The sequence below is a fragment of the Promicromonospora iranensis genome (genome assembly GCF_028994805.1).
GTDB classification, from domain to species: Bacteria; Actinomycetota; Actinomycetes; order Actinomycetales; family Cellulomonadaceae; genus Promicromonospora; species Promicromonospora iranensis.
Genome location: NZ_JAJQQP010000005.1, coordinates 155,937 through 169,844, shown reverse-complemented (window position 1 = coordinate 169,844; position 13,908 = coordinate 155,937). Strand labels below are relative to the sequence as shown.

Annotated in this window: 13 protein-coding genes; 7 read left to right on the top strand and 6 right to left on the bottom strand. The window is 72.3% G+C overall.

The features are described 5' to 3' along the window. The first annotated feature begins 5 nt into the window (after positions 1-5). A complete protein-coding gene (gene yczR / locus LUM46_RS10010) occupies positions 6-1,523 on the top strand; it encodes a MocR-like transcription factor YczR (RefSeq protein WP_274993693.1) in 1,518 nt (505 codons plus the stop codon). Here the strand turns inward: yczR and LUM46_RS10005 are convergent. Then, complete coding sequence (locus LUM46_RS10005) at positions 1,496-2,152, bottom strand: TetR/AcrR family transcriptional regulator (RefSeq protein ID WP_274993692.1); 657 nt, start codon at positions 2,150-2,152, stop codon at positions 1,496-1,498. The two genes, yczR and LUM46_RS10005, sit on opposite strands and share 28 nt — an antisense overlap. A gap of 90 nt (positions 2,153-2,242) precedes the next feature. Between LUM46_RS10005 and LUM46_RS10000 the strand changes: the two genes are divergently transcribed. From LUM46_RS10000 to LUM46_RS09990, 3 genes are all read left to right on the top strand, one after another. After that, the gene (locus LUM46_RS10000) at positions 2,243-4,561 is read left to right on the top strand and encodes an MMPL family transporter (protein WP_274993691.1); all 2,319 of its coding nucleotides are present in this window, start codon (positions 2,243-2,245) and stop codon (positions 4,559-4,561) included. Further along, a complete protein-coding gene (locus tag LUM46_RS09995; protein WP_274993690.1) occupies positions 4,558-4,977 on the top strand; it encodes a hypothetical protein in 420 nt (139 codons plus the stop codon). The genes LUM46_RS10000 and LUM46_RS09995 overlap by 4 nt, the downstream gene beginning before the upstream one ends. Positions 4,978-5,103: 126 nt before the next feature. Next, positions 5,104-6,003, top strand: coding sequence for a zinc-binding dehydrogenase (locus LUM46_RS09990; RefSeq protein ID WP_374726976.1), 900 nt, complete (start codon positions 5,104-5,106; stop codon positions 6,001-6,003). A gap of 101 nt (positions 6,004-6,104) precedes the next feature. Here the strand turns inward: LUM46_RS09990 and LUM46_RS09985 are convergent, their stop codons facing one another. The 4 genes from LUM46_RS09985 to LUM46_RS09970 are packed head-to-tail and all read right to left on the bottom strand — an operon-like array spanning position 6,105 to position 8,180. After that, on the bottom strand, positions 6,105-6,314 hold the full coding sequence (locus tag LUM46_RS09985) for a hypothetical protein (RefSeq protein ID WP_274993688.1): 210 nt from the start codon (positions 6,312-6,314) through the stop codon (positions 6,105-6,107). Further along, the gene (locus tag LUM46_RS09980; protein WP_274993687.1) at positions 6,311-7,396 is read right to left on the bottom strand and encodes a quinone-dependent dihydroorotate dehydrogenase; all 1,086 of its coding nucleotides are present in this window, start codon (positions 7,394-7,396) and stop codon (positions 6,311-6,313) included. The genes LUM46_RS09985 and LUM46_RS09980 overlap by 4 nt, the downstream gene beginning before the upstream one ends. Further along, positions 7,393-7,845: a hypothetical protein gene (locus LUM46_RS09975; protein WP_310243118.1), complete on the bottom strand. Its 453-nt coding sequence runs from the start codon at positions 7,843-7,845 to the stop codon at positions 7,393-7,395. The genes LUM46_RS09980 and LUM46_RS09975 overlap by 4 nt, the downstream gene beginning before the upstream one ends. Further along, a complete protein-coding gene (locus LUM46_RS09970) occupies positions 7,821-8,180 on the bottom strand; it encodes a hypothetical protein (RefSeq protein WP_274993686.1) in 360 nt (119 codons plus the stop codon). The genes LUM46_RS09975 and LUM46_RS09970 overlap by 25 nt, the downstream gene beginning before the upstream one ends. Before the next feature lie 157 nt (positions 8,181-8,337). On the opposite strand from LUM46_RS09970, the gene LUM46_RS09965 reads away from it, so the two are divergent. Beyond that, positions 8,338-9,891, top strand: coding sequence for a leucyl aminopeptidase (locus LUM46_RS09965; protein ID WP_274993685.1), 1,554 nt, complete (start codon positions 8,338-8,340; stop codon positions 9,889-9,891). Between the two features lie 27 nt (positions 9,892-9,918). Here LUM46_RS09965 and LUM46_RS09960 read toward each other — a convergent pair whose 3' ends face one another. Further along, the gene (locus LUM46_RS09960) at positions 9,919-10,275 is read right to left on the bottom strand and encodes an oxidoreductase (protein ID WP_274993684.1); all 357 of its coding nucleotides are present in this window, start codon (positions 10,273-10,275) and stop codon (positions 9,919-9,921) included. A gap of 310 nt (positions 10,276-10,585) precedes the next feature. Between LUM46_RS09960 and lpdA the strand changes: the two genes are divergently transcribed. Together lpdA and sucB are read left to right on the top strand one after the other, a co-directional pair. Continuing rightward, positions 10,586-12,004: a dihydrolipoyl dehydrogenase gene (gene lpdA, locus LUM46_RS09955; RefSeq protein ID WP_274993683.1), complete on the top strand. Its 1,419-nt coding sequence runs from the start codon at positions 10,586-10,588 to the stop codon at positions 12,002-12,004. Positions 12,005-12,034: 30 nt separating this feature from the next. Further along, complete coding sequence (gene sucB, locus LUM46_RS09950) at positions 12,035-13,906, top strand: 2-oxoglutarate dehydrogenase, E2 component, dihydrolipoamide succinyltransferase (protein WP_274993682.1); 1,872 nt, start codon at positions 12,035-12,037, stop codon at positions 13,904-13,906. The last annotated feature ends 2 nt before the right edge of the window (positions 13,907-13,908 follow it).

Here is a 13,908-nt window from a genome sequence, read left to right as displayed (position 1 = left end):
GACCCATGTCCGCTGCGACTCCCACCGCGTCTCGCACTGCGTCTCCCACTGTGCTGCGCCAGCTCTCCCCCGCGGCCACGGCCCGACTCCTCGGCGACTGGCATGCGGGCGGACCCGCCTACGTGGCCCTCGCGGACGCACTGCGAGCGGCGGTCCTGTCGGGGAAGCTCGCCCCGCACACCCGCCTGCCCAGCGAGCGCGAGCTCGCGGCGATCCTGCGCGTCTCGCGCACCACCACGTCCGGCGCGTACGCGCGGCTGCGCGAGCTCGGGTTCGCGGTGAGCCGGGTCGGGTCGGGTACCGTCACGACGCTGCCGCAGCGCTCTGTCGGGCCGGTTCCGGGCCGGCCGGCCGGCGGCGACGCGCCGGTGGCCGGCGAGACCCTGCGGGGCGCCGTGCGCACGGTGGGCACCTCCGGGATCGAGCAGATGGACCTGTGGCAGGCGACGCCGCCCGCACCGCCCGAGCTGCACGAGGCCTTCACGCGAGCACTGGAAGAGCTGCCCGCCTATCTCGACTCGGGCGGATACGAACCGTACGGACTCGCCCCGCTGCGTGAGGCCGTGGCCGCGCGCTACCGCGAGCGCGGCGTGCCGACCACTGCCGACGAGATCCTCGTGACCACCGGCGCCCAGCAGGCGATCGCCCTGCTCGCGCACACCCACCTGCGCCCGGGCGACCACGCGGTCGTGGAGTCCCCCACGTACTTCCACGCCATGGAGGCGATGCGCAACGCCGGCGGCCGCGTGGTGGGCGTGCCCGCGGGACCGCTGGACGTCGACATGCTCGCCTCGACCGTGCGACGGGCACGGCCGCGCCTCGTGTACCTCGTGCCGGACTACCAGAACCCGACCGGTTCCGTGCTGTCCGCCGACGAGCGCGCGGCGGTCCGCGAGATCGCCGACCGGTACGGCGTCACCGTCGTGGGTGACGAGACGCTCGTCGAGCTCGGGCTGTCCGACGACAAGACGCCGCCGCCGTTCGCGGGCGACGGCACGTCGCCGCACGTGGTGTCGGTCGGGTCGGCGTCCAAGTCGTTCTGGGGCGGCCTCCGCGTCGGCTGGGTCCGAGCACACCCGCAGGTGATCGCCCAGCTCGCCCGCGCGCGGCAGTCCGCGGACATCGCGACGGCGGTGCTGGAGCAGCTGGCCGTGACGGAGCTCCTCGGGCGGCGTGCCGAGGTGATGGTCGGCAGGCGTCGCATGCTGCGTGAGCGCCGTGACCTGCTCGTCGGCCGGCTCCGGGTGGCGTTGCCGTGGGACGTGCCCACGCCGCCGGGCGGGCTCTTCTGCTGGGTCGACCTCGGCCTGCCGGTCGCCCAGGCCTTCGCGGCGGCGGCAGCGTCGGAGGGCGCGCTCGTCGCCGCCGGCCCGCTGTTCACCCCGGACAACACCGGCGCCGCCTCGCACGTGCGGCTCACCTACACGCGGTCACCCGCGGAGCTGAGCGACGCGGTACCGCGCCTGGTCCGGGCGTGGGGACGCGTGGCGGGCCGTCAGCGTTCCGCCAGCTCCCGGACATAGGCGCCCAGCATCCGTTTCACCTCGGTGATGATCACCGGTCGCTCGTCCGCGTCGGCCGTGGTGATCGAGGGCATCGCCGCCTGGACGACCTGGATCATCAGCTGCGCGGCCAGGTTCCGCTCCACGGCGGACCGCTCCGGAAACCGGGTCTCCAGCAGGCCGACCACGCGGCCCCGCAGCGCCTCGTGGATGGGCCGGGTGGCCGCTGCCAGGCCCGGCGGCATGTCGGGCCGGGCGTGCAGCGCCTTGAAACCGGGGTTGGCCACGTTGAAGGCAAGGATCGGGTCGATCACGCGGTCGATCGTCTCGGCGGGAGTCAGACCCGTGACGTCGGTGAGGTCGAACGCCGCCTCGTGCGCCGCGCGCAGGCCGGCCGCGTAGGTGGTCGCCAGCTCCGCGGCGATCTCGTCCTTGTTCCGGAAGTACTGGTACAGGGAGCCGGGCGAGATCCCTGCCTCGGCCGCTATCGCGTTGGTCGTCGTCCTCTCGTAGCCCTGTGCCGCCAGGACCCGGGCCGCGGCCGTGAGGATCTCGGCGATCCGCCGCTCGCCCCGCGCCTGCCGCTTCCGCGGGGCCGTGCGCTGCGCGGTGGCGCCGGCGGCGGCCTCTGCCTCCAGCTGATCTTCCATCCGCCCACCTTACTGTTGACAAACACGAGCGATTGCTCGCATTCTTTACGCGAGTCATTGCTCGCATTCATCCTAGACCCGGGAGCGCCCGTGCTCGGTCGCCTTGTCACCCACCGCCCCTGGCGGGTGCTCGTCACCTCAGCCCTCGTTCTGCTCGCGTCGTTCGCGGTCGCCGCCACCACCGTCAGCTCGCTGTCGCTCAACCGCTACGAGGCCCCGGGCTCCGAGTCCGCCGCCGCACGCGCCGCCCTGGCCGAGCGGTTCGGCACGGGCAGCCCCAACGTCGCCCTCCTGGTCTCGCCCGCCACCGGCACGGTCGACGACGACGCCGTGGCCGGCCTGGGCCAGGAACTCACCGACGCGGTGGCTCGCTTCCCCGGCGTCGGGGACGCCTGGTCGTACTGGAGCCCCGCCGCACCCGACACCCTTGCCGGCCAGGACCGGCGGCAGGCACTGGTCCTGGCCTGGGCGCCCGGTGATGCCGACCACGTGCGCGGCGAGGTGCTGCCCGCCCTGGAGACGGATGTCGTCGAGCGGTTCGACGGTGCCGAGGTGGCGGTCACGCTCGGGGGCGGCGACGAGATCTTCCGGATCGTCGCCGGCCAGGCCCGCACGGACTTCCTGCGGGCCGAGCTGATCGTGGTCCCCCTCGTCCTGGCGCTCCTGTGGCTGGTCTACCGGCGGTTCGTTCCCGCCCTGGCCACCCTCGCCGTCGGCCTGTTCGCGGCGGCCGGCAGCCTCGCGCTGATCCGCCTGGTGGTGACGTTCACGGAGGTCTCGACGTTCGCGGCCAACGTCTCGCTCGTGATGGGTATCGGCCTCGGTGTCGACTACAGCCTGTTCATGATCTACCGCTATCGCGAGGAGGTCGCAGCGGGCCATGGCACCACCGAGGCCGTGCGCCGGACCGTGGCCGGCGCCGGGCGCACCGTTCTGTTCAGCGGCCTGACCGTCGCCGCCGCGCTGGCCGTCCTGTTCGTCTTCCCGTTCCCGTTCCTGTCCTCCTTCGCCTACGCGGGGATAGCCGTGGTGCTCTGCGCGGTGCTGGGCGCGACGGTGGCGCTCCCCGCGATCCTCCACCTGGCCGGCCCCCGGATGCTGCGCCCGGCCCGTGCGGACCGCATCGAGGACGGCTTCTGGTACCGCGTGTCTGCCACGGTGATGCGCCGGCCGATCGTGACAGGAGGTGCAGGCCTCCTGGTGCTGCTCCTCCTCGGCGCTCCCACACTCGGGCTGACCTTCGGCTCACCCGATGACCGCGTCCTCAACGACAGCGGCCAGCCGGTACGCGCGATGTACGACACGATCCGCGCCGACTTCGCCGCGGAGGACGCCGACGCGCTCTTCGTCGTCGCGCCGGATGCGTCGGGTGCGGGCACTGGCAGCGCAGAGGCTGGCAGCCCAGAGTCCGGCACAAGGGCTGCGGCCGTCCCGGACCGGGCCCTTCACGACTACGCCGCGTCTCTGTCGCAGATCCCGGGTGTCGCTCGCGTCGACTCCGCCGCCGGTGCGTTCGCAGCCGGTGAGCGGATCGGCCCGGCGGGACCGTTCGGCGCGGACCGGTTCGGCTCCGGCGCCGCGACCCGGCTGTCCGTCCTGCCGACGAGCGATCGCCTCGCGAACGATCCCGTCGGCCTGGTCCGAGACGTTCGCGGTGCCGACGCACCGTTCGAGGTCCTGGTCGGCGGATACCCGGCGGAGCTCGCCGACTACCGCGACGGCATCGTCGACCGCCTGCCGCTCGTAGGCCTGCTCATCCTCGCCGTGACGTTCGTCGTCCTGTTCGTGATGACCGGGAGCGTGGTCGCACCGCTGACGGCGATGGTGCTCAACCTGCTCTCGCTCTCGGTCATGTTCGGCGTGGTGGTGTGGGGCTTCCAGGACGGGGCCCTGGCAGGGCTGCTCGGCTTCACGCCGACCGGTGTCGTGGAACCGAGCATCCTGCTGCTGATGTTCTGCATCGCCTACGGCCTGAGCATGGACTACGAGGTGTTCCTGCTGGCCCGCGTACAGGAGGAGTACGCCCGCACCGGCGACGTGGTGGGTTCGGTGCCGACGGGTATCGCCCGCTCGGCCCCCTTGGTCACCGCCGCAGCGCTCATCCTGGCCGCGTCGTTCGCGGTGTACGCGTCGAGCGAGGTGTCGTTCATGCAGCAGCTCGGCATCGGTATGGCACTCGCCGTGGCGGTCGACGCGACGCTGATCCGAGGGGTGCTCGTACCCGCCGCCCTGCGCCTCACCGGACGGGCGAGCTGGTGGGCTCCCGGCCCGTTGGGCGCCCTGCACGACCGGTTCGGGCCGCGCGAGCACCCCGTCACCCCCGCGGCCGGCCATTCACCTCCGCTGACACAGCCCGCCTCTGAACAGCCCACCGCTGAACACCTCACCTCTGAAAGGACTCTTCGATGACGCTCCTCCGCACAGCCCGCATCGTCGCCGCGATCCAGGCCACGGTGATGACCGTGTACTTCCTGGTGACCAACGCGGTCCGCGCCGACAACCCGTTCTTCGTACCCGACCTGCTCCTGACCGTGCTCCTGGTGGTCGCGGCCTCCCTCCCGGCGCGCTGGGCGGTACCCGCGCTCGTGTTCGCCTTCGGCCTGGCCGCCGGCGTATGGACCGTGTCGCTGTCGCACTACGCCGTCCGGGGCGAGCTCGTCGACGGACTGGACCACCTGCCTCTGATCGGTGCGTGCGTGGTCCAGTCCCTCTTCCTCATCCGCCACCTCGGCCGCGGCCCGGCCGACCCGGCCGGCGCGCCTGATCGCCCCGAGGAAGCCCTCATCACCACGGCGCTGACGCCAGACGAGTCCACGACCGCATGACACTCCCCGCGGGCGAGCCGCTCGCGCAGCGCCTGGTCGTCACGAGCTTCGGAGCCGGCGCGGCCATGCACCTCGTGCCCGGCACCGTGCCCCGCCCTGAGCCAGGACACGTGGTGGTCGAGATGCATGCCGCCGGGCTGGCCCGCGCCGACCTGCTGCAGCGGTCCGGACGGCCCCCGACCGCCGTTCGTGCCGGGACGGGACGTGGTCGGTGCGGTGGTCGCGGTGGGACCAGGGGTCCCGGTGAGCTGGTCCGGCCGACGCGTCGCGGCCCATCTCTCCGGTGGCGGGCACGCGACGCACGTCACGGTCCCCGAGTCGCGGCTCGTCGCCCTGCCCGACACCGTGTCAGCCGCCCGAGCGGTCTGCCTCCCGCTCAACTACCTCGCGGCGCACCAGCTGCTGCGCGCCGCTCGGGTCACGGCGGACAACGCCGTGTTCGTCGACGGCGCCTCGGGCGGCATCGGCACGGCGCTGCTGGACCTGTTGAACGACCGGGGCGCCGTCGCGATCGGCTCGTGCTCCCCGCCGAAGTACGACACCGTCGAACGCTACGGTGGCATCCCGGTGGACCGGCATGCCACCGACCTGGCCGGCCGGGTACGCGAGCGGGCCGAGCAGGTGGCACCGCAGGGCCTGCACGCCGCGTTCTCCGGGGGCGGCCTGCGCTCGCTGCGGGTTGGTCGTGCGGTCCTCGCCCCCGGCGGGCTGCTCGCGGCCTATGGCGGCGACGTCGGGCCGGTGCGCCACCCGCCACCAGCACGCGCCCGGCTGCTGCCGCGCCTGGCCGTCCTCGCCGCGTGGGGTACCACCCGCCGAACGAGAACGACCACGTACAGTGCGCAGCGGTCGGTCCGGCGCCACCCCGCGACTGCCCGCGACGACCTCGCTCACCTGCTCGAGCTGCTGGCGCGGGGCCGCATCGACCCCCTGGTCGCGACCGAACTGCCCCTGGGCCAGGCCGAGGAGGCGTATCGCCTGCTGGAGTCGGGAACCGCGGTCGGCAAGGTCGTGCTCGTGCCATGACCGAACGGACACGTCAAGGAACGGACGCCCCGGCGAACGGGCACCTGAGCAGACGCGGATTCCGGCCCTCGGAGGGCGGCGCGCGGTCGCCCGCGACCGCCTCAGGGCGTCCGCAGCTCCACGGCCGGTGCCGCCGGGGTGCCGTCGTGCAGCAGGCGCGCCTGCACCGCACCGGACTCCGCCAGCGCGCGCCAGTGCTCGCCGAGCCACTGCTCGGCGTCGTACTGCGCGGTGAAGACGGGCGTGACGGGCTCGTTCAGGCGACGCCCCTCGGCGTCGCCCAGGGCCCACTCCCACTGCGGACGGATCACTCGTACCTCCCACTGGCTGTCGAGCCGGCCGAGCGGGTCAGTGCGCGGTTGATCCGCGACGCCCACAGCGGCCCCTCGTAGACGAATGACGTGTAACCCTGGGTCAGGTCGGCTCCGGCGCGCAGGTAGGCGCGGACGTCGTCCGCTCTGGTGATACCGCCCACGCCGATGATGACAGGGCCCGTGCCGAGCCGTTCGCGCAGCCGGGCGACGACCTCGATACCCCGGCCCAGCAGCGGCGGGCCGGACAGCCCGCCGGGACCGCGGTCGTGGCCGATGGTCGTGTTGACGGCGACCACACCGTCGAGACCCAGCTCGAGCACGAGGTCGGCGACCGCGTCGATGTCGTCGTCCGCGAGGTCAGGGGCGATCTTCACGAGCAGCGGGATGCGCCGCCCACCGGCTGCCGTGCCAGTGGCCTCGTCGGCAGCCGCGCGCACGGCCTGCAGGATGGGGCGCAGCGACTCCGTCGCCTGCAGGTCGCGGAGGCCGGGTGTGTTCGGGGAGGACACGTTGACCACGAGGTAGTCCGCCCAGGGAGCCAGCAGCCGGGCCGACGTCGCGTAGTCCGCGGCGGCCTCCTCGGGCGGCGTCACCTTCGTCTTGCCGATGTTGGCGCCGACCACGATCGCGCGGCCCGCGGCGGTGCTCCGCAGCGCTCGCAGCCGGTCCGCGGCAGCCGCGGCGCCCTCGTTGTTGAAGCCCATCCGGTTGCGCACCCCGCGCACGTCCAGCTCGCGCCACATGCGCGGCTTCTCGTTGCCGGGCTGCGCATGGGCGGTGACCGTGCCGACCTCGATGAACCCGAAGCCGAGCATCGTCAGGCCACGGACGGCTCGCGCGTTCTTGTCGAACCCGCCAGCCAGGCCGAACGGCGCGGGTACCACACGACCGAAGAGACGCACGCTCCCTGGTCCCCCGGCACGCTGCCCGAGGTAGGGAGCCACGGCGCCCTGCACGACGTCGCGCAGCACCGGGACCCTGCCCACGCGCTCGATCAGCGAGAACGCGAGCTCATGCGCACGTTCCGGGTCCATGCGACGGAAGGCGACGTTGAACAACGACGAGTACGGCCAGCTCATGCAGTCCTCTCCTCGGACGTGCTGTGCGACGTCCGCCACAGCCACCACAACCCCACGAAAGGCAGGACAAGGGGCACGTAACCGTAGCCCTGGCCAAACCCGGACCAGACGGTCGACTCGCCGAACGCCTGCGCGTCGGCGAGCGACAACGCTCCGACGGTCACGACGCCGACGGCCTCGATCCCAACCGTGATCCACGCGGTCAGGCGCCAGGCAGGGGTGCCGATCGCCAGCGCGAACGTCGCCAGGACATAGACGACGGCGGCGAGGGTCGACAGCGTGTACGCCACCGGCGCCTCATCGAACTTCACGACCAGCTCATAGGACGAGCGGCCGAGGGCGGCGAACGCCAGGATCCCGTAGACGGTCACCAGGACCCGGCCGAAGCCTCGCCCTGTCCGCCGTCCGGCCGTCCGCTGCTCCATCATGCTCCCGTCCAGATCTGCCACATGCGCCACTCGAGGAACGCCACCGTCAGCGACGCGACGAGCAGCACCACCGAGCTCCACTTCGTGCGCTCGGCGAACGCCCACGCGGCAGCGATCGGCAGGATCACCAGGGTCGTGGCGTAGTAGCCCCAGAACAGCAGCGGATCGGCCGCACCGGCGCCGGTGGCGCCCTGCACGATGGCGACGACGCCCTGTACCAGGACGAAGGCCTCGACCACGGCGCCGCCCCACAGCTGGTTCAGGATGACCGCACGGTCACGAGCCACGAACCAGCCGGCCCACCCGGCCAGGACCACGCACAGCGCGACCACGAGGAGCAGGAGGGCAAGGATCACGTCCCGCAGACTACCGGTCAGCACCTGAGTGGCGGCAATCGGACCGTGCGTGACCTGCGCCTCCATCGCGGCCCCCGGGCCGCGTGGACGGCCCGGCAGACCCACGCCGGGACCGCCCGACGACCGCGCGTCAGGGGCGCGGGATACGATCGGCCTCGTGACCGACGTGACCCTCTCCAGCAAAAATCCCACCGCCGTCAAGGCCGAAGCGCTCGTGGTGGCGACCGCCCAGACGTCGGACGGCGTAGCCGTCGTGTCCGACCAGCTCCCCACGGATCTGCTGACGGAGCTCGAGTCGCTCGCGCCCCAGCTCGGGGTGACCGGTGCGCGCGACGAGGTCCGCAAGATCCCGGCCGGACCCAAGCTCGCCGCCGATGTCCTGATCCTGACCGGTCTCGGCGAACGCGCCGAGAACGGCACCTTCGCCACCGAGACCCTGCGTCGCGCCGCCGGCGCGGCGACCCGCGAGCTGGCGGGCCTCAAGTCCGCCGCGATCGCGCTGCCCGCGTCCGACGACGACGAGATCACCGCCGTCACCGAGGGCGCGCTGCTGGGTGCCTATGCCTTCAACCGCTACCGCACCTCGGGCAAGGACGCCGCCGGCAAGGACGGGGCGAGCAAGGACGGGGCGAAGGCCGCCAAGAACGGCAAGGACCCGGTTGCGACCATCGAGATCCTGACGCCGCTGCACAAGAACCCCAAGGCGAAGGTCGCCGCCGAGCGCGCCGCGATCGTCGCGGCGGCCGTCCACGCTGCCCGCGACCTGGTCAACACCGCGCCGAACGAGCTGTACCCCGCCACGTTCGCCGACGCGGCCAAGGCCGCCGCCAAGGACGTGCGGCACGTCAAGGTGACCGTCCTGGACGACAAGCAGCTCGCGTCCGGCGGCTACGGCGGGCTCACGGCCGTCGGCCAGGGCTCGTCGCGCGGACCGCGGCTCGTCAAGGTCGCCTACACGCCGGCCAAGCCGAACGGCAAGGTCGCGCTGGTCGGCAAGGGCATCACCTTCGACACCGGCGGCATCTCGATCAAGCCCGCCGCGGGCATGGAGGCCATGAAGTCCGACATGGCCGGCGCCGCCGCCGTCCTGTCCACGGTCGTCGCCGCCGCGAAGCTGAACCTGCCGCTCGCCGTCACCGGCTACCTCTGCCTCGCCGAGAACATGCCGGGCGGCAACGCCCAGCGTCCCGCCGACGTCATCACCATCTACGGCGGCAAGACCGTCGAGGTGCTGAACACCGACGCCGAGGGCCGCATCGTCATGGCCGACGGCCTGGTGTCCGCGGTCGAGGACGGCCACGACGTCGTGCTCGACATCGCGACCCTCACCGGCGCCCAGATGGTCGCTCTCGGCAACCGCACGTCCGCCGTCATGGGCACGGACGAGGTGCGCGACGAGGTCAAGGCCGCCGCCGACGCCACGGGCGAGCTGTTCTGGCCGATGCCCCTCCCGGAGGAGCTCATGTCGAACATCAAGTCCAAGGTGGCCGACGTCGCGAACTCGGGCCCGCGCTGGGGCGGCATGCTCAACGCCGGCCTGTTCCTGCGGACCTTCGTGGGCGACCACCCGTGGGCCCACCTGGACATCGCCGGCCCCGCCTTCAACGACGGCGGGGCGCACGGCTACACGCCCGGAGGCGGCACCGGTGTGGGTGTCCGCACCCTGCTGGGCTTCCTCGAGGGCCGCGCCACCGCGACCCCGGCGAAGTAGTCGCCAGACGACTACTTCGCCACAGGACTACTTCGCCTTGCGCTGAGCGCTGTTCCAGTCCCGCATCCGCTGGGGGTAGCCGGTGAACCGGACGTTGTACACCGGCACCCCCAGCTGGTTCGCGATGTCGAAGGCGGTGCGCTCGTCCGGCACCCGGCGGCGCGTCCACTCCCCCGTGGTCGCCACGAGCAGGATGGTGCTGGGGATGTCCGTGGTCGGCGGCTCCACGTAGGCCTCGACGCCGACCCGCGACCCGATGAACTCGTTGAGGTGCGCCAGGGTCTGACGCCGTGCGTCGTTGCCGCTCGGGCGTGGTCCGCTGCCGGACGACGAGGAGCGTCGCTGGAAGAAACGCGCGAGCGAGCTACGGGACTGGCGGGGCATGCACCGAGCGTACTAGCGAGACCCGCGCCGTCCTAGGCATCTCCACGCCATTCCAGGAAACCCACAGGTCCTGTTCACTCCTGCGCACAAGGCCATCGCCGGCCCGGCACCGGCTCCTCCGGCCCGGCGCGAGGCGGATACCCTCCCTTCACAGCCCGGGTTGCCCGTCAATGTCGCCACGGTCACACCCGGCGAGCCGGGTTCACAATTGGGGCCACGCCCGCTGAAGTGTCAAGATGGCATGCGGTGCTCACAATGTGTCCGCTGTCCGACCCGCGGTGCCAACACCCTGTCAACGAGGAGCCAGCACGTGCCTACGCATGACAATCCGGCCACGTTCGACGTCGTCGTGCTCGGCGGGGGCAGCGGCGGTTACGCCACCGCGCTCCGGGCGGCACAGCTGGGTCTGAGTGTGGCTCTCGTCGAGGAGGCCAAGCTCGGCGGCACCTGCCTCCACGTGGGCTGCGTGCCCACCAAGGCCCTCCTCCACGCCGCAGAGGTGGCCGACGCCGCCACGCACGGCGCGCAGTTCGGCGTCCGCTCGACGCTGGACGGCATCGACATGCCCGGCGTGCTCGCCTACAAGGACTCCGTGGTCGCCGGTCTGTACAAGGGTCTGCAGGGGCTGATCGCCTCCAGGAAGATCACCGTCGCCGAGGGGCACGGCACGCTCGTGAGCCCTGGCGTCGTCGAGGTCACCTCCTCGGACGGCACGACGACGCAGTACACCGGCACCCACGTGGTGCTCGCCACCGGTTCGTACGCCCGCAGCCTGCCGGGCCTGGAGCTCGGCGGCCGGGTCATCACGTCCGACGACGCGCTCCAGCTGGACACCGTGCCGAAGTCGGTAGTGGTGCTCGGTGGCGGCGTGATCGGCGTCGAGTTCGCGAGCGTCTGGAAGTCGTTCGGCGCCGACGTGCAGATCGTCGAGGCGCTGCCCCACCTCGTGCCGAACGAGGACGTCGCGCTCTCCAAGGCGCTGGAGCGGGCGTTCCGCAAGCGCGGCATCAAGTTCTCCCTGGGCGAGCGCTTCGCCCAGGTCAAGCAGTCGGAGGACGGCGTACAGGTCGAGCTCGAGTCGGGCACGACGTTCGACGCGGAGCTCCTGCTCGTCGCCGTCGGCCGTGGGCCGCGCACCGCCGACCTCGGCTACGAGGCCGCCGGCGTCCGCCTCGACCGCGGCTTCGTCCAGGCCGACGAGCTCCTCCGCACCGGTGTCGCCACTCCCGCGGGTGGCCAGGTCTGGGCTGTCGGCGACATCGTGCCCGGCCTCCAGCTGGCCCACCGCGGGTTCGCGCAGGGCATCTTCGTGGCCGAGCAGATCGCCGGCCTCGCGCCCGTGACGATCGACGAGACCACGATCCCGCGTGTCACCTACTGCGAGCCCGAGGTGGCGTCCGTCGGCGTCACCGAGGCGCGGGCCGCCGAGCTGTACGGCCCGGACCAGGTCGAGACCATCGAGTACAACCTCGCGGGCAACGGCAAGAGCAAGATCCTGGGTACCCAGGGCTTCGCGAAGCTCGTGCGCCGCAAGGACGGACCCGTGGTCGGCATGCACCTGATCGGCTCGCGTGTGGGCGAGCTGATCGGCGAGGGCCAGCTCATCGTCGGCTGGGAGGCGTTCCCCGAGGACGTCGCCTCGCTCGTCCACGCACATCCCACCCAGAACGAGGCACTCGGAGAGGCACACATGGCACTGGCCGGCAAGCCTCTGCACGCCCACAACTGACCAATAACGACAAAGGAGACCCCACAGGTCATGTCTGAGAACGTGCAGCTGCCGGCCCTCGGCGAATCCGTTACCGAGGGCACTGTCACCCGCTGGCTCAAGGCTGTCGGCGACGAGGTCGCCGTCGACGAGCCGCTGCTCGAGGTGTCGACCGACAAGGTCGACACCGAGATCCCGTCGCCCGTCGCCGGCGTCCTCGAGCAGATCCTCGTCCAGGAGGACGACACCGTCGAGGTCGGTGCCACTCTCGCCGTCATCGGCGACGGCTCCGGTTCCGGCGCCGCGCCCGCCGCCCCCGAGGCCGAGCAGGCCGCCGCCGAGTCCCCCGAGCCGGCGCCGGAGGCCGAGCCCACGGAGGACACCGAGGCCGCCCCTGCCGAGGCGCCCGCCGCCGAGTCTCCCGCTCCCGCGCCCGCCGCCGAGTCCCCGGCTCCGGCCGAGTCCCCGGCTCCGTCCGGTGACAGCACCGAGGTCCCGCTCCCCGCACTGGGCGAGTCGGTCACCGAGGGCACCGTGACGCGCTGGCTCAAGGAGGTCGGTGACGACGTCGCCGTCGACGAGCCGCTGCTCGAGGTGTCGACCGACAAGGTCGACACCGAGATCCCGTCGCCCGTCGCCGGCACCCTCCAGAAGATCCTGGTCCAGGAGGACGAGACGGCCGAGGTGGGAGCCGTCCTGGCGCTCGTCGGTTCGGGTGCTGCGACTCCGGCCGACGAGGCACCGGCTCCCGTCCCGGACCCGGCCGCGGACTCCCCCGAGCCCACCAAGGCTGCCGCCCCGGCTCCCGAGGCGCCGGCAGAGCCGGAGCCCACTCCGGCCCCGGCCGCCGAGGCACCCGCAGCTCCGGCTCAGGCTGCTCCGGCACCTGCCGCACCGGAGGCGCCTGCCGCACCGGAGGCTCCCGCCGCGCCCGCTCCCGCCGACGCTCCGGCGGCGGCATCGGGCGGTCGCACCATCGGGTCGTACCTGACGCCGCTCGTGCGCAAGCTCGCCGCGGAGAAGGGTGTCGACGTCAACGAGGTGCAGGGCACCGGCGTCGGTGGCCGCATCCGCAAGGAGGACGTGCTCGCGGCCGCCGAGGCCAAGGCCTCGGCAGGCTCGACCTCCGGCGGGAACGCGGAAGCAGCGCCCGCTGCGGCCAAGGCGCCGTCCGCTCCGGCAAAGCTCGAGGTGTCGCCGCTGCGGGGCACCACCGAGAAGATGTCGCGCCTGCGCAAGATCGTCGCCCAGCGCATGCTCGAGGCGGTGCAGTCGCAGGCCCAGCTGACCACGGTCATGGAGGTCGACGTCACCCGCGTCGCGCAGCTCCGCGCCAAGGCCAAGGAGTCGTTCGCCGCGCGCGAGGGCGCCAAGCTGACGTTCCTGCCGTTCTTCACGCAGGCCGCCGTCGAGGCGCTCAAGGCCTACCCGAAGATCAACGCGACGATCGACACCGAGAAGGGTGAGATCACCTACCACGGCTCGGAGAACGTCGGCATCGCTGTCGACACCGAGCGCGGCCTCGTGGTCCCGGTCATCAAGAACGCCGGTGACCTGAACCTGGCCGGCATCGCACGGCAGATCCAGGACCTGGGTGCCCGCACCCGGGCGAACAAGGTGACGCCGGACGAGCTGTCGGGCGGCACGTTCAACATCACCAACACGGGTTCGGGCGGGTCGCTCATCGACACCCCGATCGTCCCGCTGGGCCACGCCGCGATCCTGGGCACGGGCACCATCACGAAGCGCCCGGTCGTCGTGACCGACGCGGAGGGCAACGAGAGCATCGCCGTGCGCTCGATGTCGTACATCTTCCTGTCCTACGACCACCGCCTGGTCGACGGCGCGGATGCCGCCCGCTTCCTCACCGCCATCAAGAACCGGATCGAGGAGGGCGCGTTCGAGTCGGAGGTCGGTCTCTGACG